20 protein-coding genes are annotated in these 22,479 nt (G+C 68.3%); 12 read left to right on the plus strand and 8 right to left on the minus strand.

Annotation, left to right across the window (positions count from 1 at the left end):
* The first annotated feature begins 230 nt into the window (after positions 1-230).
* Complete coding sequence (locus IU448_RS12385) at positions 231-1,139, plus strand: hypothetical protein (protein ID WP_228812649.1); 909 nt, start codon at positions 231-233, stop codon at positions 1,137-1,139.
* Positions 1,140-1,307: 168 nt separating this feature from the next.
* Positions 1,308-2,057, plus strand: a complete 750-nt coding sequence (locus tag IU448_RS12390) for an SDR family oxidoreductase (RefSeq protein ID WP_195055694.1) — start codon at positions 1,308-1,310, stop codon at positions 2,055-2,057.
* A gap of 23 nt (positions 2,058-2,080) precedes the next feature.
* Here IU448_RS12390 and IU448_RS12395 read toward each other — a convergent pair whose 3' ends face one another.
* Complete coding sequence (locus IU448_RS12395; RefSeq protein WP_195055695.1) at positions 2,081-2,896, minus strand: DUF1266 domain-containing protein; 816 nt, start codon at positions 2,894-2,896, stop codon at positions 2,081-2,083.
* Positions 2,897-2,998: 102 nt separating this feature from the next.
* Here IU448_RS12395 and IU448_RS12400 point away from each other — a divergent pair, with 102 nt between their 5' ends.
* From IU448_RS12400 to IU448_RS12415, 4 genes are all read left to right on the plus strand, one after another.
* Complete coding sequence (locus IU448_RS12400) at positions 2,999-3,253, plus strand: DUF2277 domain-containing protein (protein ID WP_195055696.1); 255 nt, start codon at positions 2,999-3,001, stop codon at positions 3,251-3,253.
* 169 nt (positions 3,254-3,422) lie between these two features.
* Positions 3,423-5,012, plus strand: a complete 1,590-nt coding sequence (locus tag IU448_RS12405; protein ID WP_416382989.1) for an aldehyde dehydrogenase family protein — start codon at positions 3,423-3,425, stop codon at positions 5,010-5,012.
* Positions 5,009-5,836 (plus strand): SDR family oxidoreductase, encoded by an 828-nt coding sequence (locus tag IU448_RS12410; RefSeq protein ID WP_416382990.1) that lies wholly within the window; start codon positions 5,009-5,011, stop codon positions 5,834-5,836. The genes IU448_RS12405 and IU448_RS12410 overlap by 4 nt, the downstream gene beginning before the upstream one ends.
* A gap of 428 nt (positions 5,837-6,264) precedes the next feature.
* Positions 6,265-7,149 carry a LysR family transcriptional regulator gene (locus IU448_RS12415; protein WP_195055697.1) on the plus strand — a complete coding sequence of 295 codons (885 nt, stop codon included), beginning with the start codon at positions 6,265-6,267 and terminating at the stop codon, positions 7,147-7,149.
* 100 nt (positions 7,150-7,249) lie between these two features.
* Here the strand turns inward: IU448_RS12415 and hpt are convergent, their stop codons facing one another.
* The 4 genes from hpt to IU448_RS12435 form a co-directional block, all read right to left on the minus strand.
* The gene (gene hpt, locus IU448_RS12420) at positions 7,250-7,813 is read right to left on the minus strand and encodes a hypoxanthine phosphoribosyltransferase (protein ID WP_195055698.1); all 564 of its coding nucleotides are present in this window, start codon (positions 7,811-7,813) and stop codon (positions 7,250-7,252) included.
* 26 nt (positions 7,814-7,839) lie between these two features.
* Positions 7,840-8,910, minus strand: a complete 1,071-nt coding sequence (gene tilS, locus IU448_RS12425) for a tRNA lysidine(34) synthetase TilS (protein ID WP_195055699.1) — start codon at positions 8,908-8,910, stop codon at positions 7,840-7,842.
* A gap of 67 nt (positions 8,911-8,977) precedes the next feature.
* Positions 8,978-10,087, minus strand: a complete 1,110-nt coding sequence (locus IU448_RS12430) for a zinc-dependent metalloprotease (protein WP_195055700.1) — start codon at positions 10,085-10,087, stop codon at positions 8,978-8,980.
* A 14-nt stretch (positions 10,088-10,101) separates the two neighbouring features.
* Entirely contained in the window at positions 10,102-11,586 is a 1,485-nt protein-coding gene (locus IU448_RS12435) for a D-alanyl-D-alanine carboxypeptidase/D-alanyl-D-alanine-endopeptidase (protein WP_195056268.1), read from the minus strand.
* A 186-nt stretch (positions 11,587-11,772) separates the two neighbouring features.
* Between IU448_RS12435 and IU448_RS12440 the strand changes: the two genes are divergently transcribed.
* Positions 11,773-12,264 carry an inorganic diphosphatase gene (locus IU448_RS12440; RefSeq protein ID WP_043739743.1) on the plus strand — a complete coding sequence of 164 codons (492 nt, stop codon included), beginning with the start codon at positions 11,773-11,775 and terminating at the stop codon, positions 12,262-12,264.
* Positions 12,265-12,493: 229 nt separating this feature from the next.
* Here the strand turns inward: IU448_RS12440 and IU448_RS12445 are convergent, their stop codons facing one another.
* Positions 12,494-13,315 (minus strand): crotonase/enoyl-CoA hydratase family protein, encoded by an 822-nt coding sequence (locus IU448_RS12445; protein WP_195055701.1) that lies wholly within the window; start codon positions 13,313-13,315, stop codon positions 12,494-12,496.
* 128 nt (positions 13,316-13,443) lie between these two features.
* On the opposite strand from IU448_RS12445, the gene IU448_RS12450 reads away from it, so the two are divergent.
* The 4 genes from IU448_RS12450 to IU448_RS12465 all read left to right on the plus strand — a co-directional run bounded on the left by IU448_RS12450 (position 13,444) and on the right by IU448_RS12465 (position 20,363).
* Positions 13,444-13,917, plus strand: coding sequence for a YbaK/EbsC family protein (locus IU448_RS12450; RefSeq protein WP_195055702.1), 474 nt, complete (start codon positions 13,444-13,446; stop codon positions 13,915-13,917).
* 69 nt (positions 13,918-13,986) lie between these two features.
* Positions 13,987-14,547, plus strand: coding sequence for a flavin reductase family protein (locus IU448_RS12455; RefSeq protein WP_280458693.1), 561 nt, complete (start codon positions 13,987-13,989; stop codon positions 14,545-14,547).
* Positions 14,548-15,108: 561 nt separating this feature from the next.
* Entirely contained in the window at positions 15,109-19,020 is a 3,912-nt protein-coding gene (locus tag IU448_RS12460) for a Pls/PosA family non-ribosomal peptide synthetase (protein ID WP_195055703.1), read from the plus strand.
* On the plus strand, positions 19,020-20,363 hold the full coding sequence (locus tag IU448_RS12465) for a M1 family metallopeptidase (RefSeq protein ID WP_195055704.1): 1,344 nt from the start codon (positions 19,020-19,022) through the stop codon (positions 20,361-20,363). Before IU448_RS12460 ends, IU448_RS12465 begins: the two co-directional genes overlap by 1 nt.
* Here the strand turns inward: IU448_RS12465 and IU448_RS12470 are convergent.
* Together IU448_RS12470 and IU448_RS28905 are read right to left on the minus strand one after the other, a co-directional pair.
* Positions 20,348-20,536, minus strand: coding sequence for a hypothetical protein (locus IU448_RS12470; protein WP_195055705.1), 189 nt, complete (start codon positions 20,534-20,536; stop codon positions 20,348-20,350). The genes IU448_RS12465 and IU448_RS12470 overlap by 16 nt on opposite strands.
* Before the next feature lie 91 nt (positions 20,537-20,627).
* A complete protein-coding gene (locus IU448_RS28905; RefSeq protein ID WP_324188578.1) occupies positions 20,628-21,113 on the minus strand; it encodes a DUF2752 domain-containing protein in 486 nt (161 codons plus the stop codon).
* 242 nt (positions 21,114-21,355) lie between these two features.
* Between IU448_RS28905 and IU448_RS12480 the strand changes: the two genes are divergently transcribed.
* Complete coding sequence (locus IU448_RS12480) at positions 21,356-22,408, plus strand: alpha/beta fold hydrolase (RefSeq protein WP_195055707.1); 1,053 nt, start codon at positions 21,356-21,358, stop codon at positions 22,406-22,408.
* Positions 22,409-22,479: the final 71 nt, after the last annotated feature.

Consider the following 22,479-nt stretch of genomic DNA (forward strand, 5'->3'; position numbering starts at 1 on the left):
CGCGCTTCCTGACTTATCGCAAGCGAGGAGTTCGGCAGGTGATGCAGTTCAACAGGTAAACGGCCGGAAAACCACGGTGGTTCCCGGCGTCGTGGTCTGTGATATCTCGTAGTGATCACAATCATGGCACGCCCGACCGATGATGATCGACGTACGACCCGAGCGCAGGGGGTATGGACATAGTCGAGTTACGGACACCCACAGCAATAGTTCGGCACGGTGCAGGACGGTTGGTAGTCCTGCGCCCGGAGGCCGACGGCGATACCGAGACCGACGGCGAGCGCGTCCTCGACGTAGCGGTCACCGACCTGCTGGAAGTACGGCTCAGCCGACGCGCCGACGATGCGGTCGTCATCGAGATCTACCTGCGTTATCCGACCCCGGTGCTGGTCGGCGTGCCCGCCGACCGGACGCCGCTGCCGGTACTGATCGCCGAGCACGACGTTCCCGCCGCCGCCGGGATCGTCTCCCGGATCAACGACCAGATCCTGGCCGCACAGCGCATCGATATCTCCGCTCCGGCGCTCAACCCGCCCGCCCCGGAAGTCACCGAGCGGGGACCGGTTCGCGCGGACGTCGACCGGGCCGTGGGCCGGATGTCGGTCACCGGGCGCGGCGAAGCGGCCCTGCACGAACTGCACGGCCTCGTCGACGGCGACGAGTACGTGCTGGAGACCGCGTACGTCATCGCCCATCCGCCGGTCGGTGACGACGACGCATGCCTGCTCACGGTCACCACCAAACGCCTGCTGCTGGCATCGCTGAGCACCGACGAGCCCTACGCCCACGACCTACCGATCCCGATGATCATGATGGCGCGGGCCACGGAGGAACCCGGCTCGATGGCGGGCGGCCTGCGCGACGCGGACCGCCGTCCCATCATCGAGGTGCGCGACGGCAACACCACGACGTGCTTCACGGGGCTGGATCGCGCCGATACCGAGCGGATGACCTACGCCATCAATTTCGCCGTCCGGCTGATCGCGCTGGACGGTTCGGCGGGACCGGCCGATCCGAGCGTCGCGCAGCTGTACTCCGAATGGGAACTGCTGGTCGAACGGCACTCGCTGGGCATGGTCGACGACACCCAGTTCCAGCGCTACGGCCGCGGCATCCTGCGCTCCCTGCCAGGGATCTGACAGGCTCGGCGGGCGCGAACGAGCGGGTCCTGGCGTGCCCGTGAGGCGACGGCGGGTGCGTTCGCGTGCCCACTCCGGTAGTTCGACCACCGGATCGGCGAGCGAAGTGGCGCCCGGGCTGCTCGGGACCTTCCCGCGCGAAGCACCCACCTCCAGAAAGGAACAGCTATGACCTCACGAGTCGCTGTTGCGGGAGCTACCGGAAACATCGGGTCACTCACCGCGGCCGCACTACAGAGAGCCGGCCACGAGGTCGTGCCGATCAGCCGCGCACGCGGGGTCGATCTCTTGCACGGCGAGGGGCTGGACGACGCGTTGACCGGCGTGAACACCGTCATAGATACGACCAACTACGGCGCAACCGACCGGGACGAAGCCGTCGCCTGGTTCGGCACCACCACCCGGAACCTCCTGGCCGCCGAGGAACGGTCCGGCGTAGGCCACCATGTCCTGCTCTCCATCCTCGGGGTGGACCGGGTGGAGGGGAACGCACACTATGCCGGTAAGCGCGAACAAGAACGACTGGTCGCCGAGGGCCGGGTGCCGTGGACCATCGTGCGGGCCACCCAGTTCCACGATTTCGCCGCCATGGTGAGCGGATGGACCGAACAGGACGGGGTCGCCCCGATCGCCCCGCTGCTGGTGCAGCCGATCGCTCCCGCTGATGTGGCCGCCGTCCTGGCCGAGACCGCGGCGGGCGCACCGCAGGGCCGGCACATCGACATCGCCGGCCCCGCACCCCAGGACCTCGTGGATATGGCCCGCCGTACCCACATGGCCCGCGGCCACACTGTGGATCTCGTACCGACCTGGTCTTCGATTTTCGGCCCCGAGATGGCCGGCAACGTACTGCTGCCGGGCGATGACGCGCGCCTGGCGCCGACCACCTTCGAGGAATGGCTGGCCGGCCATGCCTGAATGCCGCGGGGCGAGCTACCGCACTACAGCAGCTCGATACGACGCCAAGGGCTGGTCGGGCGTAGCCATAGTCGTAACAATTCCAGCCGGCGGTCCACGCCGCCGTCCTTGAGTTCGGCCAGGTCCTCGCAGGCCTGCCAGTAGGTCCAGCCGGTGAGATAGGCGTCGCCGAACTGGCGCCAGTTGCGGTATTTGCGCTGGGCCAGCGGGAGCGCGCGGGCCAGATAGTCCCAGGCGACATCCGTTTCGATATAGCCGGCGGTATAGGCCATCCGGGCTACCGCCACCACGCGCGCCAGGTCCCAGGCGTGGATATCGGCCGGCAGCGGGCGGGACAGATGGTCGGTGAAACCGATTTTGATCGCCTGGGACCAGATGTCGTAGTCGCGGACCAGGGCCTCGGAATTGTCGATACCGCGGAACGAAGCGACCTGCCGGAGGAAGGCGCGGTGCCGGTCGGCACGCTCGCCGAACCGGTCCCGTTCGCTGGCGTTCAGCGATGCCGTCACCAGCGGGTGCACCAGGGCATAGAGCGGGGCGTGCATTCCTTCGAGGAGTTGTTCCATCGAGGCCCGGGCCTCGGTTCCGTCGGTGATTCCCCAGGCTCCGGTGAGCGTATCGATGGCGAGTTCGCGCCGGTCACCCAGCGGATGGTCGCGTTCGGGGCCGAGCAGCAGCGCGTCGTGGAAGGCATCCCAGCGCGCCGAGTAGAAGGCGCCCAGCGACAACGCCCGCAGGCGGTCATCGTCGATCTGCGCGCCGGACCAATGGTCTTCCTCGCGCTTGTCGAGCTCCGGATAGGGGAAGGGGGTCGGCGTGGGCAATCCGGCAGCAGCCATACCGTGAGTGTAGGACTCCCGTCCAGCACCGGTCCGGTCAATGTGTTTTCACATTTGGGGCTTGTCCTGTCACGGCGCTGGTTCCGGGGCTAATGTGCAAACATGTGTAGAAATATCACCGTCTTGCGAGGTCTGGAACCCGCCGCCACCGAGGAGGAGATCTACGCCGCCGCACTGCAGTACGTGCGCAAGGTGGGTGGTCTGTCCGGACTGAGTTCGGCCACCAAACCCGCGGTGGACAAGGCAGTGGCCGCGGTGGCCGAGGCAACCACCGCCCTGTTGACGGAGTTGCCCGACCGGCGAGTCCCGCCCGCTACCGAACCGCCACTGCGCCGGCTGGCTCGGGAAAACCTGTAATCACTCACCGACGGGACGCCGCGACCGGGCGCGGTGACCCGAGACAAGCTGCCCCACATCTGTGAGATGCTGAGGCAGTCACCGATAGATTGTGTCACGATCGGTACTATGCGCCGATCCACTGTGATCGGCCGCCAGCGGTTCAGCACGACGCAGTGGGAGAACAGCAGTGACCGACACCGAATCGGAACGACCCGATACCGAGCCCGGAACGGGCCGGTCCCCCGACACGGATATCCGTGTCCGCAACCCCGCAACCGGCGAAACAGTCGGCAGCGTTCCCGACACCCCCGCCACAGCGGTAGCCGCGCGGATCGCCGAACTACGCGAGCACCAGCGCGAATGGGCGGCCATGGGCGCGAACGGGCGCAAGGAATGGCTGCTGAAACTGCAGGACTGGATCATCGACAATACCGAGTCGCTCGCCGACGTCCTCCAGTCCGAAACCGGTAAGCCCCGGGTGGACTCCCTCATCGATCCGATTTTCGGCAGCGATCTGATCGGCTACTACGCGCGTCGCGCACCGAAATTCCTGGCCGACGAACATCCTTCCCCACACAGCCCACTGTCCCGGGTGAAACGGCTGACCACGGTATTCGAACCGTACCCGGTGGTCGGCGTGATCACGCCGTGGAACTTCCCGCTGGCCATGCCGATCCTCGATGTGATCCCGGCGCTGGCGGCCGGGGCCGCAGTGATCTTGAAGCCGTCCGAGGTCACACCGCTGTCGGCCCTCGAACTGGCTCGCGGCTGGTCCGAGATCGGCGCGCCACCGGTGTTCTCCGTCGTCACCGGAGCGGGCGCCACCGGCGCGGCGGTCGTGGACAACGCCGATTACATCCAGTTCACCGGCTCCACGGCCACCGGACGCCGGATCGCCGCCGCCTGCGCGGCCCGCATGATTCCCTACAGCCTGGAGCTGGGCGGTAAAGACCCGGCGATCGTGCTCGCCGACGCCGATATCGATCGCGCTGCGCACGGAATCGCGTTCGGCGGCATGTTCAACTCCGGCCAGGTCTGCATCTCGGTGGAGCGGGTTTATGTCGAGGCCCCGGTCTACGACGAATTCGTCGCCAAACTGACCGCGAATGTCGAATCCCTGCGGCAGGGTCGCGACGATCGCACGCCTCGTCACGATGTCGGCGCCATGGCGAACGAGAACCAGGTCGCGATCGTGTCCCGGCATATCGAGGAAGCGGTCGCAGCGGGCGCGAAGGTGCTGACCGGCGGTAAACGCACCGGCGAAGGAACCTTTTTCGAGCCGACGGTGCTGGTCGATGTCGATCACAGCATGACCTGTATCACCGAGGAGACCTTCGGGCCCACCCTGCCGGTGATGAAGGTCGCCGACGAGGCCGAGGCCATCCGCCTGGCCAACGATTCGGTGTACGGCCTGTCCGCCTCGGTGTGGACCGGCGACAAGGCCCGGGGCGAACGGGTTGCGCGCGCGCTGAACGCCGGCGCGGTGAACATCAACGATATTTTCGCCAACCTGTTCAACTTCGCACTGCCGATGGGCGGCTGGGGCGATTCCGGTGTCGGCGCCCGCTGGGGCGGCGCCCAGGGTGTACGCAAATACTGCAAGGCCAAGGCGATCACCACACCGCTGTTGCCGACCCAGGAACGCGAGCTGACCTGGATGCCCTACGACCTGAACAAGATCCTGATCGGACTGGGCGCCATGCGCGCGGCCGGTGCGCGCGGGATGCGCCGGATCGACCTGCCCGCCCTGCTCCGACTCAAGGGAGATAAACGATGATGCGAGACCTCCGCGGCAAAGTTGTCGTGATCACCGGCGGCGCCCGCGGAATCGGCCTGGCCACCGCTGTGGCACTGGCGAAACTGGGCGCGAAGATCGCGATCGGCGATATCGACGAGAAAACGGTCAAGGAATCGGGTACCGATTACGATTTCGACCACTACGGCCGGCTCGATGTCACCGATCAGCAGTCGTTCACCACGTTCCTCGACGACGTCGAGCGCGAACTCGGACCGATCGACGTACTGATCAACAATGCGGGGATCATGCCGACCGGGCGGCTGGTCGACGAATCCGACCGGATCACCCGCCGGATCCTGGATATCAACGTCTACGGCGTGATCCTCGGATCGAAGATCGCGCTGGCCCGGATGCTCGCGCGCGGACGCGGGCACATCATCAATATCGCCTCGCTGGCCGGCGAGACCCATATTCCGGGCCTGGCCACGTACAACGCCTCCAAACACGCGGTATTGGGTTTCACCGACACCCTGCGTGAGGAGTACCGCGGAACCGGTGTCGAATTCTCCTCGGTCCTACCCACGCTGACCAAGACCGAACTGGGGTCCGGGGTCGCCGCACCCAAGGGGCTGCCGGCCGCCGAGCCGGCGGATATCGCCGCCGCGGTGGTCCGGCTCATCGCCAAACCCAGGGCGAAGGCGCGGGTTACGCGGGCGGCGGGCGCCATGTCGGTTTTCGTGAACCTGCTACCGCAGTCGGTGGGCGACGCGCTGGGCCGCTCGATGGGTTCGGCTCAGACCTTCCTCGACGACGTGAACACCGAACAGCGCAAGGCCTACGAGGAACGTATCCGACACGACTGACACCGCCTTGGGGGGATCTTTCCGATACGCACCGCGGCCCGCACGGTGGGGCCGCGGTGCTGTCGTGCGCACCATCGGACGGCCATCGAAACACCATTGTGATCAATATCACTTGACGTGCATAGTCGAGTACAGGCTGCACAGAAACCGCCGCCGCGGCCGGAGCCGAAACCGTGCAGCCTCTCCATCGCCCGAGGTGGACACCACATCGTCCACGAAGAGCTCTACCACCGCAAACGTCCGGCGTTTTACGTCGTATCGCCCGCGAACGACATACAGACCATGCGGCGCGAAACCGATGATGCACATCACCGTGACACCGAATAAGCTGTCACTAACAAACCTGCCGACTGTTTCTGGGCCACTATGCGGACCTTCCGAACATATTAGGGCTGGAAATTCGGCAACGATTCTGATAGCAAGGTGCTATGGACCCGCATTTGCGCGATCTGCGGTATTTCGTCGCCGTCGCCGAGGAACTGCACTTCACCAACGCCGCTCAGCGGCTGCACATCGCTCAACCGACACTGTCGCGTCAGATCCGGCAGCTGGAACGCCAACTCGATGTGGTCCTGTTCGATCGCAACCAGCGCAGCGTCGCGCTCACGGTTGCGGGTAAGGAACTGCTGGGCGGGGCCCGCAAGATCCTGGAACTCTGGGAGACCACCAACGGCTCGCTACAGGAAGCCGGCGAAGTACTGCGCGTCGGCCTGCAATCGAACCTGGGCCGCGGCCTGCTCAACGATCTGGAAAGCGCCAGCGGCCACCGTCTCGCGCTGCACCAGGCCTCCTGGACCGATCCGTCCAGCGGTCTGTCCGGCCGCCAGGCCGATCTGGCACTGGTCTGGCTCCCACTGCCCGATCCCAACCGGTACCGCTGGCAAGTGCTGCGCACCGAGCGGCGCTGGGTTCTGCTCCCGGAGAACCATCCACGAGCCGCCCAGGAAATGATCGACTTCGCCGATCTCGTCGACGAACCGTTCATCGCCCTACCCGCCGAGGCCGGCGCGGTCCGCGATTTCTGGCTCGGCAACGACGCCCGCAACGGCCGGACGGCGAAGATCGGCGCGGAAGCAGCCACCCCGGAAGACCGGCTGGAAGCCGTCGGGCTGGGGCTCGGACTGTGCTTGCTGGCCGAGAACAACGTGCCGATGTACCGCTGGCCCGGCCTGACCGCGCGTCCCCTCACCGGGATCGCACCGTGCGAACTCGCGGTAGCCTGGCGTGCCGACGACACCCGGCCGACCATTCTGGAATTCGGCCAGCGGGCCGTGTCCGGAGGTTTCGCGGAACCGCCCGCCATCCCTGCGTGAGCTGTGCTTATTTTGCGGCGCCTGCGGCGCCGCGGGGTTCGGCCGATGGTTCGCCGGCGGCGGGCGCGTTCTCGTGGCTCACCGCGGCACCGTCGCGCCTTCAGTCGGTTTCGCCGCCGTAGACCCGCGGGTGCAGGGTGCCGATATAGGGCAAGTCGCGGTAGCGCTCGGCATAGTCCAGGCCGTATCCCACGACGAATTCGTTGGGGATGTCGAAACCCACATTCGCCACCTCGACCTGGGTGCGCAGCGCATCGGGTTTCCGCAGCAGGGTCACCACCTCGAGCGAGGCCGGATTGCGGGTGGAGAGGTTGCGCATCAGCCAGGACAGCGTCAGACCCGAATCGATGATGTCCTCGACGATCAGCACATTGCGGCCGGCGATGTCCTTGTCCAGATCTTTCATGATGCGCACGACGCCGGAGGACGAGGTCGACGAACCGTAGGAGGAAACGGCCATGAACTCCAGCTGTGTCGGGATGGGTAGCGCCTTCGCCAGATCGGTCATGAAGAAGATCGCGCCCTTGAGTACCCCGATCAGCAGCAGATCCCCCTCCGGGGCATCGGCCGGATACCGTTTGGAGATCAGTTCGGCCAGCTCGCTGACCTTGGCCTCGATTTGTTCCTCGGTGATCAGGACCGAAGCGATATCGTCCCCGTACACGTCACTGGTTTCCCTTCGGTTTCGGCTCACCCGGTCGCGCGGGCAAGTGTCAGCCTGCCATGCTCGCGGGCGACGACCAACCTGATCCCCCGCTCTTTCCCACTCACCGCGACCCCGCCCTGACCGTGCCAGGCCACCACAAGATCGTCCACCGCCCGCAGATGGGCGCCCGTCACCACCCGCACCCCGCCGGCCAGCAGCCAGGCCCGCACGGTCCGGCGCCGTACCGCGGCCGCGGCGTCGGCGAGTACCGCGCAGGACAGGCCCGGCCCCCCGAATTCGGCCCGGACCAGCAGTTCGGCAGCGAATCCGTCGAGTGCGGTGTTGTCCTCGCGCAACAGGTCGGCGGTCCGGGCCAGCGCTACCGCCGCGCCACCGCCGAGCACATCTTCCAGCAGCGGCAGAACTTCCGTGCGCAGGCGGACGCGGGTGAACTCCGGGGAAAGATTGTGTGGATCCTCATAGGGCGACAGGCCCAGATCCGCACAGAACTGCCGGGTGGTCGCGCGCCGGACGTTCAGCAACGGTCTGCCCCACGGATTGTCGAACTGCGCCATGCCCTGGATCGAGCGCGCCCCCGAACCCCGACCGAGCCCGAGTAGCACGGTTTCGGCCTGATCGTCGAGCGTATGACCGAGCAGTACCGGCAGTTCACCGCGCGCACGGTCCAGCACGCCGTAGCGGGCGGCGCGTGCGGCCGCCTCCATACCGCCGGGACCGTCGACATCGACGGGCAGTACCCGCACCGAACGGCAGCCCAGCGCTCGCGCGACGGCCGCCGCTGTCGCCGCGACCTCGTCCGATCCGGCCTGGAGCCGATGATCCACGATCAGCGCGTCCACTGTCGCCGCCTCGGCCACGGCCGCGGCCGTCAGGGCCAGCGAATCGGCCCCGCCCGACAGCGCGACGGCTACCCCCGGTTGCGTAGGCCGGAACCGCGCCAGCCAGGCCCGGACGGCATGCCGCAGTGCCAGCACCGCGGGTGTCTCGGGTAGCCGGACCGGCCGTGCCGTAGCGCCGTGCGACGGCGCGGCGGTCGGGGTGGCAAGGCCCGGCCCGACCTCGGTCTCGTTGTCCACTCCACTGCTCCGTGTCATGGCGCTACTTTTCGGCGCGTCTCGAGGGTGGGGCCGCACCTCGTTCGGGCTGCCCCGGGTGGGCGGGTCAGGCCAGGACTCGGGTGATCCAGCGTTGGGGTACATCGATCTCGTCGGGGCGCGGGAGGGTGTCCGCGTCGGTCCATATCGCGTTGAACTGCTGCATGCCGACCGTTTGCACCACCTCGTCGACGAAAGCCTTTCCGCGCACGTACTGCGCGACCTTGGCGTCGATCCCCAGCAGTGCGCGCAGCAACCGCTGGACCGGATTGGCGGGACGAGTGCGCCGTTTGTCGAAGGCGGCCCGGATCTGCTCGACCGTGGGCACCACGCTCGGGCCGACGGCATCCATCACGTGGTCGGCGTGTCCCTCGAGCAAGGTACCCAGCATCAGCAGCCGGTCCAGCGCCTCCCGCTGTGCCGGGGGCTGAGTGGCACGCAGCAGGCCGACCACGCCACGCGAATTAGGATCGTCGGTGGCCCGGCCACTGCGCCGCAGTCTGAGTTCGGCGATCAGCCGCGCCAGCATCTCCGAGGTGGCCTCGTCCTCGATATCGCCGAGCACCTCGACGTTCTCGCGCATATAGCCGGCCAGCCACGGGGAAGCCGAGAACTGCACCCGATGGGTCACCTCGTGCAGGCAGACCCACAAGCGGAAATCTGCCGGTGACACCCCCAGTGCCCGCTCGACGCCGACGATATTGGGCGCCACCAGTAGCAACGTGCCGTCGGGGCCGGTGAACGGATCGTACTGGCCGAGGATCGCGGTCGACAGGAAGGCGAGCATGGCGCCCACCTGCACCCCCGCCGGTTTACCGGCCAGCGGGCCACCCCGGTCCGGCGTTCCGGCCCCGGTGAGCAGTGACATCGAATCGGCCGCGGCACCGATCCAGCCGGGCCGGTCGACGATCCGCGCCGCGGGCACCGGCTGATCGTCCAGCAGACCGGTCACCGCGCGGACCGGCTTCTCGGCCCGCACCGACGCGTCGGCGAGTTCGGCCACGGCCTGCTCGGCGGCGAGCCGCGAAGTTCGTGGCCCGGCGGGCACCAGCGCCGCCCCGGTGCGGGCGGCCCACCGCCAATCCACCGCGCCTGCGAACGTGCGCCGCTCACCTTCGGTATCGGATGGGCCGGCACCGGCCGTCTCGGACGCACCGGGACCTTGTCGAATCGTCATGCGCCCTCCAGCCGTCAGGAACATCCACAGTTGCGCAGCGTGGTCGCGACGGCGTCCAATGCGGGCCGGCTGACCTCCGGCGGCCGATCGCTCGACATCAAAGTGAAGGTCAGGACCCGGCCGTCACGATCCAGCACATACCCGGCCAACGTACTGGCCACCGACAGAGTTCCGGTCTTGGCGCGAACCCACCCCGCGCCGCCCTGGTTCTGGGTGACATAACGGCCGGCCAGCGAACCGGTACCGCCCGCGACCGGCAGATAGTCGAGCAGCGGAACCAATGTGGCGGTCAACATCTGCTCGGGGTCGGCTGGTTCGGACTTCGATCCGGCTCCCGCGCCGAGCGGCGATATCACCGGTTTCGGTGCGGTGCCGGTCGTCGCCGCATCGATACCGGGGCCGGCGGCGGTGGCCAGTATCCGGTCCAGCACCCGCGCCGGTATCCGGTCGTCGGTCGACAAGCCGCTGCAGTCGTACATGGTCACACCGCTCAGATCGAAGCCGTGCTCGGCGAGAACCGCGGCGACCGCGGCGGCCGCCCCGTCGAACGACGCCGGATGGCCGGTGGCCAGCGCGACCTCCCGGCCGATGGTTTCGGCCAGCACGTTGTCCGAATGCACCATCATGTCGCGCAAACGGTCACGCAGCGGCGCGGAAGCCACCTCGGCCAGCCGTTTGGTTCCCTCGGGCGCGATACCGATCCGCACCTTGGCCGGATCGAGGCCGAGTTCGGTCGCCAGCCGCCGGCCCACATCCAGCGCCGGGGTGCCCGAACGCGGGGAATACTCGACCAGCGGGTCCAGCCGGCCACCGTCGAGCATGATCGGTTCGAGGGGGGCGATCGAACCACCGCCGATATCGACCGGGTCCCAGCCGCGGGCCATCGTCGGCCCGGAGTAGCGCGAGATATCGACCACGACGGTGTCCGCCCGCACATCGGCGGTACGCACCTGATTCGCCAGATCGGCCAGGCTGGCGGCGCCCGGATAGTAACCTTCGCCGCCCGGTTGCGCGGTCAGCGTGGGATCGCCGCCGGCCACCAGCACGATCTCGTCCGGCGCCGCGCCCGCGACCACCCGGGTGTGCACGCGCTGATCGGCGGGCAGGGTGAGCAGCGCCGCGGCGGTGGTCATGATCTTCGCCGTCGACGACGGCACCCGCGGTTCGTCGGCGCGGGAATTCCACAGCACGGCGCCGGTCTCGGCATCGGTGACCGATCCGGCGAAACCACCCAGGTCAGGATTGGCCGTAACCGGTCCCAGAGCCGCCGCGACACCGGCCGGGCTGGGTACCGGAGCGGTATCGGGCGCGGGCCGGACCTCCGGAAGCACCCGGACCGGAGCGGGCGGCGCCGCGATGGTGAGCCCGCCGTGCCGGAATTCCGGGGTCCACGGCTGTAATACGACAGCCAGCACCACCGCCGCACCCACCAGCCCCACCAGGACAGTGATCAACCACGCCCGCAACCCACGGCGCCGGCGCCCCGCCGACCCGTCCATCCCGCTGCCACCCTGCCAAACCACGCTGCCGCCGTCTCCCTCGTACCTGTCCGTGGCACCGGGCCCCGCCGAACCCATGTGCCGCCGACAACCCTATCGGTGTTCGGCTACCGTTCTCGGCGAACAACCGGGTGCGCCGGACGCCGGCCACCACGGTGCATCGTGAGAGCAGCGGAAGGAGTTGGCGTGGAGTTCGACGTCACCATCGAGATCCCCAAGGGTTCGCGCAACAAGTACGAGGTCGACCACGAAACAGGACGGGTCCGGCTGGACCGGTTCCTGTACACCTCGATGGCCTACCCGGCCGACTACGGTTTCATCGAGGACACCCTCGGCGAAGACGGCGACCCGCTGGACGCCTTGGTGCTGCTGCCGGACTCGGTGTTCCCCGGCGTCATCGTCGAGGCCCGGCCCGTCGCCATGTACCGGATGACCGACGAGGCGGGCGGCGACGACAAGATCCTGTGCGTTCCCGCGGGCGATCCGCGCTGGGACCATATCCAGGACCTCGCCGACGTCCCGGAATTCGAACTGGCCGCGATCAAGCACTTCTTCGAGCGGTACAAGGACCTGGAGCCGGGCAAGTACGTCAAAGGCTCGGAATGGGTCGGGCGGGCCGAGGCCGAAACCGAGATCGAGGCGTCCTTCCAGCGGTTGAAGGACAAAGGCGGGCACTGAGTTTTTCGCCGCGCCGGCGCGCGGGGTTTCGGCCCCCTCGGCCCCTGCTTTCCGCCCGCGATACTCGCGGCTGCGCCGCACGGCGCTGAATGACAGGCACGGCCTGGCGGATGCCCGCGGCTCAGGGGCGAGGCGCACCGCTCAGACGATGCCTGCGGGTTTGTCCGCAGGCATCGTCGGCTCGGCTCTCGCGGCGGCGAGGAGAACTACCGTCCGCCGGTATCCGCTGTTACCGGCCCTTGTAATCGGGGGTGCGCTTCTCGAAGACTGCCTGGATGGCCTCGGTGAGATCCTCGGAGGGCAGGAAGGCGGCGTTCCAGGCAGAAACGTAGCGCAGCCCCTCGGTAACCGCGGGCGAATTGCGCTGGCCGAGGACGTCTTTCACCCCCTGGACCACCAGCGGCGGGTTGGCGGCGATTTCCCGGGCGGTCGCGTGGGCGCCGGCCAGCACCGCGTCCTGGTCCGGGAAGACGTCGTTGACCAGGCCGATCTTCTCCGCGCGGGCCGCGTCGATATCCTTGGCCGTGTAGGCGAGTTCACGCAGGTGACCTTCGCCGATGATGCCGGGCAGCCGCTGCAGTGAACCCACATCGGCCACGATCGCGACCTTGGCCTCACGCAGGCTGAACTTCGCCTCGGCGCTGGCGTAGCGGATATCCGCGGCGGAAATGAGGTCGAGACCGCCGCCGATGCACCAGCCCGAGACGGCGGCGATCACCGGTTTACGGCATTCGGCCACCGCGGTGATCGCATCCTGCAGGCGGCGGATCTCGCCGAGGAAATCGGTACGCGGGGCGGCCAGGGCCCGGTCGGCCATGAGCGGGCCGAAGGTACCGCTCATCGCGGGCAGGTCCAGGCCGTAGGAGAAGTGCTTCCCCGAGCCGGTGAGTACTACCGCCCGGACTTCGGGGTCGGCGTCGAGACCGCGGAAGATCTCCGGCAGCTCCCGCCAGAAATCCGGGCCCATTGCGTTTCCCTTACCCGGGCCGGTGAGCGTCACCCGGGCGACGCGATCGTCGGTTTCGACGGTGAAAGCCTGCCAATCTGTCATCGGCCCAGACTAATGCCCATACCGTACCGTCCCGGATTACCGGGCGGACCTGTCCACTCGCTGGGACGGGCCTGCTCGGTCATCCGCAAACGGCGGCGCAGGCGCCCGGTTCGCCTTACCCTGTGGCCATGCGCAGGTCGCTTCCACCGATAACCTGCCGGGTCTCGGACACTTTGATAGCGCGCGGACACCACGGTCTGATCGTCACCGTGCCGGATACCGCGGCCGGTCCCGCGGAAACCGCGCAGGCGATGGAGGTGGCGACCGGGGCATTGGTGCAGGCACAGGTCTTCCTACTCGGTGACGACCCGATCCTGCTGCTGGTTTCCGCGGCGCATCAGGTGGACGCCGCGCATACCGGCGCACGGCTCGACGGTGAACTGGTGCCCGCGCCCCCGCATCTGGCCGTCAAGTACACCGGACAGCTGCCGGGCAGTATCGCGCCCGTCGGTCATCCCGCGAACCTGCCGACCTGGGTGGACAGCACACTGTCGGGGTTCGGTGAGCTGGTGGCGGCCGGTGGCTACCCGGGTGCCGTTTTCCGCACTTCCTATCGCGAACTCCTGCGGATCACCGCCGGTCTCTCCCTCGATGTGGAATGACCCGGGTGAACCTTCCACCCAGCGGACCGCCCCGCGCGACCGGGACTATCCGGGCGTAGCGTCGACTGGGTGACCGAAGCACCACGGCCCGAGACCGGCATCCGGATTCCCGACGATCTCAGCGGGATCACCGCCGAGCAATACCGCGCCTCGATGCGGCACTATCCGTCCGGCGTCACCATCGTGACGTTGGACTCGGCCACCGGCCCGGTCGGTTTCACCGCGACCTCGTTCGCCTCGCTGTCCCTGGACCCGCCGCTCGTCTCGTTCAATATCGCCGATACCTCCTCCAGTCTCGCCGCGCTGACCGCCGCGAAATCGGTGGTGATCCATTTCCTGGGCGAACACCAGCGCCATCTCGCCCAGCGGTTCGCCCGGACCGCGGCGCACCGGTTCAGCGACCCCGCCCTGTGGTCGGCCCTGGACACCGGGGAGCCGGTCCTGCACGGCACCCCGCTGTGGCTGCGCACCACCATCGAGCAGCTCATCCCGATCGGCGACCACACTCTCGTGGTGGGCCGGGTGGTGAAGGTCCACGACGACACCGAGGAAGAACCCCCCACCGTCCCCTTGCTCTACTACAAGGGCCGTTACTACCGCCCCACCCCGCTCGCCGACGACGTCGACTGAACGCGGACGCTACCGTCCCCACTTCGCCGGGCGCAGACTTCTGATTCGGAGCCGTCGGCGCCTTCCGAACGATTCGACCTGCCCGGCCCCACGGCGACAGGAGACCTACGTCCCGCCGAGGCCGTATGCACGCGCGAGCAGTAGGAGTCCGGCGGTATTCACGGAAGTCGAATCGGCACCCTTCCACGTCCATGCCGCTGACGACCAAGCCACCTCACGGCACCGGCGACGGCCGGCTCAGGCGCGACCCGGCCTACTTCACCAGCGCCTGCTCGGAGCCGGACCAGACGCTGCCGAACAACGGCCCCGGCACAGGGCGGCATTCGATGGACTCCCTCGCGGTTACCGGAGGTGTCCAGCGTTCCGGCCGAGTCCGGCGAACCCCGAGAGTCCAGAGCGGGTCTGGGCCCGCGGCAGCGGTTTCGTCACCGGTGGACACAGGGGTCGAAGCCCGCGGGCACCTGCGCGTCAATAGACTCATTCGACCGCTGTTTGCCGGGCGGTAACCCTCGTGTGGGAGAACGAGTCGGTCGGCTGGGCGATGGAAGGTGGGCCGGGTACATGCAGGCGCAGCTGCAAACGGTGAGCGGGCTCCGGCGCGCCGAGGCGGCGCCGCGGGCACGCACGCTGGTCGATGTTCTCGCCGAGACGGCGGCCCGGCACCCGGACGCTCCCGCGGTGGCGACCGCCGACCGCACTCTCTCCTATGCCGAACTGCTGGCGGAGATCGACCGCTCGGTCCGGGATCTACGGGCGGCCGGGGTTCGCCGTGGTGATCGGGTGGGTGTCCGGATGCCGTCGGGCACCTGGGAGCTGTATCTGACCATTTTGGCAGTTCTGCATGCCGGTGCCGCCTATGTTCCGGTCGATGCCGACGATCCCGACGAGCGGGCCCGGCTGGTTTTCGGTGAGGCGCAGGTCACCGCGATCGCCACGGCCACGGGAATCGAACCGGCCGGCGACCGCCGCCCCGGTTCGGCAATCGACGGGCAATCCGCGCCCACCGTGGACGACGACGCCTGGATCATCTTCACCTCCGGCTCCACCGGCACACCGAAGGGTGTCGCCGTCACCCACCGCAATGCGGCCGCCTTCGTCGACGCGGAGGCGCGCCTGTTCCTGCGCGACAACCCGCTCGGTCCCGGCGATCGCGTACTGGCCGGGCTCTCGGTCGCCTTCGACGCCTCCTGTGAGGAAATGTGGCTGGCCTGGCGGCACGGCGCGTGCCTGGTTCCCGCGCCGCGCGCGCTGGTGCGGACCGGCGCGGATCTGGGACCGTGGCTGGTGCGGCAGGGCATCACCGTGGTGTCGACCGTCCCCACGCTGGCCGCGACCTGGCCCGCCGAGGCGCTGGAATCGGTGCGGCTGTTGATCTTCGGCGGCGAAGCCGTACCGCCGGACCTGGCCGAACGCCTGGCCGACGACGATCGCGAGGTATGGAACACCTACGGCCCCACCGAGGCCACCGTGGTCGCCTGCGCTGCGCTGCTGGATGGCACCGGTCCGGTGCGGATCGGGCTGCCGCTGGACGGCTGGGATCTGGCGGTGGTCGACGCGAACGGCGCCCCAGTGGGTGAGGGCGAATCCGGCGAACTGGTGATCGGCGGTGTAGGTCTTGCCCGCTACCTCGACCCCGTCAAGGACGCCGAGAAATACGCACCGCTGGCGTCACTGGGCTGGGACCGCGCCTACCGCAGCGGCGATCTGGTCCGCAACGACAGCGCCGGTCTGATCTTCCTGGGCCGCGCGGACGATCAGGTGAAGATCGGCGGCCGGCGGATCGAGCTCGGCGAGATCGACAATGCCCTCCAGCATCTCCCCGGGGTGAGCGGCGCCGCCGCCGCGGTACGCACCACTGCCACCGGCTCGCCTGTTCTGATCGGCTACCTCACCGGCGTCCCCGGCGATTACGATTTGACCGCTGCCCGCACGCAACTGTCCGGGCAGCTTCCCGCCCCGATGATCCCGCGACTGGTGGTCGTCCCCGAACTACCCACCCGCACTTCCGGCAAGGTCGACCGCAATGCCCTGCCCTGGCCGCTGGCGGGGGCCGATTCCGGAACCGAACACGGTCTCACGGGCACGGCTGCCTGGGTGGCGCAGATCTGGACCGATGTACTCGCCGCAGAGATCACCGGCGCCGAGGCCGATTTCTTCGAACTCGGCGGCGGATCGCTGTCGGCGGCGCAACTGGTGTCGGCATTGCGCACGCGGTATCCCCAGGTAACCGTCGCCGATATCTATGACCATCCGCGACTCGGCGCACTGGCCGAACTCCTCGACGACACCGGTCCGGGCGCCACCGCCGAAACGCGCCGGGTCGCGCCGACGCCGCGTTCGGCGCAGTTGATCCAGGTGCTCGCGACGATCGCCCTGACCACTCTCACCGGGCTGCAATGGGTGACCTGGCTTGCGGTGGCCGCGAGTGTCGCGGACGGGTTCGACGTGCTGCCGTGGCTGCCCCGTCTCTCCTGGTGGTGGACCGCATTGCTGTTCGGGGTGTTCATCACTCCGCTGGGCCGGATGGCGATCTGCGTCGCCGGTGCCCGTCTCCTCCTCACGGGTGTGAAGCCGGGTAGCTATCCGCGCGGCGGCTCGGTACATGTGCGGTTGTGGGCCGCGGTCCGGCTGGCCGAGGCCAGCGGTGCGGAAAATCTTTCCGGCGCCCCGTGGATGGTGCCGTTCGCCCGCGCGCTGGGGGCCACCGTCGGCAAGGGGGTCGACCTGCACACCCTGCCCCCGGTGACCGGCATGCTCGAACTGCGCGACGGATGCAGCGTAGAACCCGAGGTCGACCTGTCCGGTTACTGGATCGACGGCGATACCGTGCACATCGGTTCGATCCAGGTGGGCAAAGGCGCTGTCGTCGGTGCGCGCTCGGTGCTGCTACCCGGTACCAAGATCGGCCGGGATGCCGAGATCGCCGCCGGTTCGGCGGTATCCGGGAAAGTGAAGGCCGGTCAGGAATGGGCCGGTTCTCCGGCGGTGAAGGTCGGCCGGGCCCGGCATCGCTGGCCGGCGCAGACACCCGAGCGGGCCGTGCACTGGGTGATCGCGTACGGGATCGGTTCGCTGGCGCTGGGTGCACTGCCGCTGGCCGGGCTGGCGGCGGGCCTCGCGGTGATCGCGTGGGGCGTCCGGGATTCGGTGGATTTCACCGCCGCCCTGCTACCGGCCTTCCTGTGGCTGCCCGTGGCGACCCTGTTCAGCCTGGTGGTGTACGCGGTGGCCACCGTTGTCGCGGTCCGGCTGCTCAGCATCGGCCTGACCGAGGGCTATCACCCGGTGCGCAGCCGGGTGGGCTGGCAGGTGTGGGCGACCGAACGCCTGCTGGATTCGGCTCGCACGTTCCTGTTCCCGCTCTACGCCTCGTTGCTGACCCCGATCTGGTTGCGGCTGCTCGGCGCGAAGGTCGGCAAACGGGTCGAGGCGTCCACGGTGCTGCTGCTGCCCAAGTTCACCACCGTCGCCGACGGCGCGTTCCTCGCCGACGACACCATGATCGCCAGTTACGAACTGGGCGGGGGCTGGCTGCACATCGGTGAGGCAAAGGTCGGTAAACGCGCCTTCCTCGGCAATTCCGGGATGACCGCACCCGGCCGGCGGGTACCGAAGAACGGCCTGGTGGCCGTGCTGTCGGCGGCGCCGACCAAGGCCAAGGCCGGATCGTCGTGGCTGGGCAGTCCGCCGGTCCGGTTGCGCCGGGCGGCCGGCAGTGCCGATACCGACCGCACCTTCGATCCGCCGCTGCGGTTGCGGATCTTCCGCGGCGCCTTCGAAACCTGCCGGCTGGCCGCGGTGCTGGTGACCTTCGCCATCGGCCTCGGGGTTCTGTTCGCCCTCGCCCGAGTGGCGGGCTCTTTCGGCTACCTGGCCGCCGGGTTGCTGTCCGGGGTGGTACTCATGGTCGCGGGCGCGGCGGCCTGCGCGAGTGCGGTCACGGCGAAATGGGTTCTGGTGGGCCGGATCCGGGCCGAAGAGCATCCGCTGTGGAGTTCGTTCGTCTGGCGCAACGAAGTCTCGGACGCCTTCGTGGAAACCGTTGCGGCGCCGTGGTTCGCCCGTGCGGCGACCGGTACGCCCGTCCTGAATCTCTGGTTACGCGCGCTCGGCGCGAAGATCGGCCGCGGGGTATGGTGCGAGTCCTACTGGCTTCCGGAGGCAGACCTGGTGACACTCGGCGACGGAGCGACCGTGGAACGCGGCTGTGTGGTGCAGACCCATCTGTTCCACGACCGCATCATGGCCATGGACACCGTCACCCTGGAACCGGGAGCCACCCTCGGACCGCATTGCGTCGCCCTGCCGGCCGCCACCGTCGGCGCAGGCGCCACCGTGGGCCCGGCGTCGCTGGTGATGCGCGGCGATACCGTGCCGCCGTCCACGAGATGGTGGGGTAACCCCATCGCCCCCTGGACCGGCCCGGCGCGCGCACCGGACAGCGATTCGGCGGACGAGGAGACCGACCGCTGATGGGGAGCAGGTTCTACGACGCCCCCATCGACGACTATCTCCCACAGAACGGCAACCGGGGCTATCGCGTTTCGCGGTACGAGCTGGAGCTGAACTACAAGGTCGCCAGCAACCGCCTCGCGGGGCGCGCCGTGATCACCGCGGTGACCACGGCCGAACGCCCCCGGTATTCGCTCGACCTGTCCCAGGCCCTGGCGGTATCGAAAGTGCTGGTCAACGGCAACAAGTCCGTCAAGTACAACCATCAGCGCGGCAAACTCACCGTCACCCCCCGCGAGCGGATCCCGGCGGGCGGGATCCTGCAGCTCGTCGTCCAGTACGCCGGCGCACCGAAACCGGTGCGCGGCCCCTGGGGCGAGGTCGGCTGGGAGGAGCTCACCGAAGGTGCGCTGGTCGCCAGTCAACCCAACGGCGCCGCCTCCTGGTTCCCCTGCGACGATCATCCGAGCTCCAAGGCCAGCTACCGGTTCTCGATCACCACCGATACCCCGTACTACACCCTCGCCAACGGCAACCTCGTCGGCAAGCAGACCAAGGCAGGGCAGACCACCTGGGTCTACGAACAGGCCGAACCGATGGCCAGCTATCTGGCGACCGTGCAGATCGGCCGTTACCGCAGGCACCGGCTCAGCGACCACAACGCCCCGGTGCCGATGTACGCGGCCGTTCCGGCCACACTGCGCGCCGCCTTCGATCACGATTTCGCCCGTCAGCCGGCGATGATGTCGGTGTTCAGCGACCTGTTCGGGCCGTACCCCTTCCAGAGCTACTCGGTGGTGGTCACCGAGGACGAGCTGGAGATCCCCATCGAAGCCCAGGGCATCTCCATTTTCGGCGCCAACCACTGCGACGGCCGCCGCGGCGCGGAACGCCTGGTCGCGCACGAACTCGCACACCAGTGGTTCGGCAACAGCCTGACCATCCAGCACTGGTGCGATATCTGGCTGCACGAGGGTTTCGCCTGCTACGCGGAATGGATCTGGTCGGAAGCGGCCGGCGGCGCGAGCGCGGACCAGCTGGCCCGGGCGGCCTGGCATACCCTGCGCCGGGAGCCGCAGAACATCGTGGTCGGCGATCCGGGTCCCACTCTGATGTTCGACGACCGCGTCTACAAACGAGGCGCGCTCACCCTGCACGCGCTGCGGGTGGAACTCGGCGATACCGCGTTCTTCCGGCTGATCCGCGATTGGACCGCCCGGCACCGTCATGCGTCGGTCTCCACCGAGGAGTTCACCGATCTCGTCGGCCACTACAGCATGGTGCCATTGCATCCGCTGTGGCAGGACTGGCTGTATTCCGAACCGCTGCCGCAGTTGCCGCCCGCCGGTCAGAAAACCAGGTAGCGGCCCGCCAGCTGTTCGACCAGCGGGTCGTCCTCGCCGACACTGTCCAGGGCATCCAGATCGGCCACCAGCGAGATGAGGCGCGGATCCTCCGACTCGGGACCCGCCGGGCCGTCCTCGGCCAGTTGCCGCAGCATCTTGTCCCGTACCCGGTCCTTCAATGAGTCGCGCATATCCACCTCGTCTGGTCGGTCTCGTTCCGACATGATCGGAAGCACTGCGTGGTTACGCTGCGCTACCTCCTCCGCGCTCGACCCGATCATGTCAGACCGGCGTCAACCAGGTGCCCCATGGCGTGTTGCGCAGCACGGCGTACGCGGCGAGCGAGCCGAGCAGCACCCACATCGTGCCGGTTCCGATCCCGGGCAGCCGCGGTCCTTCACCGCGCCAGGCACGGACGGCCCAATCGCCCACCCACAGCGCGAACAGCACCAGCACCGGCAACGCCAGCAGGTTGCTGTGCAGGGAATCGATGATGTTCCCCTCGGTGAGGTTGTGCACTGCCCGCATACCCCCGCATCCGGGGCAGTACACCCCGAAAAGCGCATACGAAGGACACAGCCCGTACGACCCCGGAACGTGCGGATCCCGGAAATGCAACAGCAGTACTGCGCCCGCGCCCGCGCTCGCCACTGCGGCCGGCAGCGCGACCGCGCTCAGCCAAGCGAGCCTGCCTCGCACAGGCTCCGTTTCCGCGGCCGGAACACCGGATGGCGCCGGTGGTGGCGGGGCCGCGTCGGAGTCGTTCACGGTTCTCACCGTAGCCCCGGCGGCGGGGTTGATGCCACAACCATCGGAGGTGCTAGCTCCGGTTCGCGCCGAGAAGCATAGAAACGGGATCGAATGGGAATTCTGGGTTAACAGCACCGCCCGCGGAACCGACATCCGGGTTGAGAACCACATTCCGGGCAAGGGATCTCGGTGCGGCGCTTGCTCTTGTAAGCACCCAGCTTGCAGGTTACCGTGTCAGGCAGGCACAAAGGAGTGTTCTGATGCTGGTGAAATCGTTGACAGCGCTATCGCAGGCGCACCACGGCGCGCTGACCGCCCCGTACCGAGCCGCGTTACGCGCACGTCGTTTCCGGAACGCTGCCTTCAACGCCCCCGCCGATGCGCCCGAGATATCGACCGTCACCACCGTCGACGGCGCCCGCCTGCGCGTGCATTCCTACGGTCCCGCCGATGCCGAGCCGATCGTGTTCGTCCACGGCTGGAGCTGCTGTATCGAATACTGGAATCCGCAGATCAACGCCTTCGCCGACCGGTGCCGGGTGATCTCCTACGATCAGCGCGGCCACGGTGAGAGCACTCTGGGCCGCGCCCCGCTCGGCGACCGCACCCTCGCCGACGATCTCGCCGCCGTCCTCGATGCCACCCTGCGCCCCGGACGCACCGCACTGCTGGTCGGCCACAGCATGGGCGGTATCACCCTGCAGGCATGGGCCGCCCGCCATCCGCAGCAGGTCGCCCGGCGGGCCCGCGCGGTGGTGCTCGCCAACACCACCTCGGGCAATATCCGCTACGACACCGATCTGCTCCCCCTGCTGAACAAGCCGCTCAGCGTAGGGAATCAGCCGCTCACCCTGCTCGGCTCGCCCATCCGGCTCCCGATGATCGTCGCCGAATCGATCCTCACCACCCCGCTGCCCCTGCCGGGCGGCTGGGCGGCCCGGGAACTGCTCAAACAGCGCATCATGGCCCGTGGCGCCACGAACGAACAGGCGGATTTCGCCCTGAGTATCGTGCGTTCCTGTCGCCCCCTGGCCCGCGGCAGGCACGCCGCCATCCTGGCCGACCTGCAACTCGGCGCGGCGGCCGCCAACTTGACGGTCCCCACCACGATCATCGCCGGACAACACGACCGGCTGCTGCCCGAACGGATGTCGCGCATCATCGCCGACACCATGGAGGAGGCCGGCCACCGCCCCGATTACCAGGTCTGGCCCACCGGCCACCTGGGCAATATCGAGGCCGCCGACCGCTTCAACACCGAACTCGTCTCCATCCTGAATCGCACCGGTTCGCGGTCGGTGGCCGCGGGCTGAGCGGAGGTTCCCCGAGTTCGGTCGACGATGCCCGGCTCGGTGGACTTCATCACGGGGGCACCCCGAGAAGT

Origin of the sequence: Nocardia flavorosea, assembly GCF_015477805.1 — a bacterium.
Lineage (GTDB): Bacteria > Actinomycetota > Actinomycetes > Mycobacteriales > Mycobacteriaceae > Nocardia > Nocardia flavorosea_A.

Coding starts and splice junctions, on each gene's coding strand:
- IU448_RS12460 (WP_195055703.1), top strand. CDS start 15,109: ATGCAGGCGCAGCTGCAAACGGTGAGCGGGCTCCGGCGCGCCGAGGCG.
- IU448_RS12465 (WP_195055704.1), top strand. CDS start 19,020: ATGGGGAGCAGGTTCTACGACGCCCCCATCGACGACTATCTCCCACAG.
- IU448_RS12470 (WP_195055705.1), bottom strand. CDS start 20,536: ATGCGCGACTCATTGAAGGACCGGGTACGGGACAAGATGCTGCGGCAA.
- IU448_RS12450 (WP_195055702.1), top strand. CDS start 13,444: ATGCGCAGGTCGCTTCCACCGATAACCTGCCGGGTCTCGGACACTTTG.
- IU448_RS12415 (WP_195055697.1), top strand. CDS start 6,265: ATGGACCCGCATTTGCGCGATCTGCGGTATTTCGTCGCCGTCGCCGAG.
- IU448_RS12410 (WP_416382990.1), top strand. CDS start 5,009: ATGATGCGAGACCTCCGCGGCAAAGTTGTCGTGATCACCGGCGGCGCC.
- IU448_RS12390 (WP_195055694.1), top strand. CDS start 1,308: ATGACCTCACGAGTCGCTGTTGCGGGAGCTACCGGAAACATCGGGTCA.
- IU448_RS12480 (WP_195055707.1), top strand. CDS start 21,356: ATGCTGGTGAAATCGTTGACAGCGCTATCGCAGGCGCACCACGGCGCG.
- IU448_RS12430 (WP_195055700.1), bottom strand. CDS start 10,087: ATGACGATTCGACAAGGTCCCGGTGCGTCCGAGACGGCCGGTGCCGGC.
- tilS (WP_195055699.1), bottom strand. CDS start 8,910: ATGACACGGAGCAGTGGAGTGGACAACGAGACCGAGGTCGGGCCGGGC.
- IU448_RS12395 (WP_195055695.1), bottom strand. CDS start 2,896: ATGGCTGCTGCCGGATTGCCCACGCCGACCCCCTTCCCCTATCCGGAG.
- IU448_RS12435 (WP_195056268.1), bottom strand. CDS start 11,586: ATGGACGGGTCGGCGGGGCGCCGGCGCCGTGGGTTGCGGGCGTGGTTG.
- IU448_RS12445 (WP_195055701.1), bottom strand. CDS start 13,315: ATGACAGATTGGCAGGCTTTCACCGTCGAAACCGACGATCGCGTCGCC.
- IU448_RS12400 (WP_195055696.1), top strand. CDS start 2,999: ATGTGTAGAAATATCACCGTCTTGCGAGGTCTGGAACCCGCCGCCACC.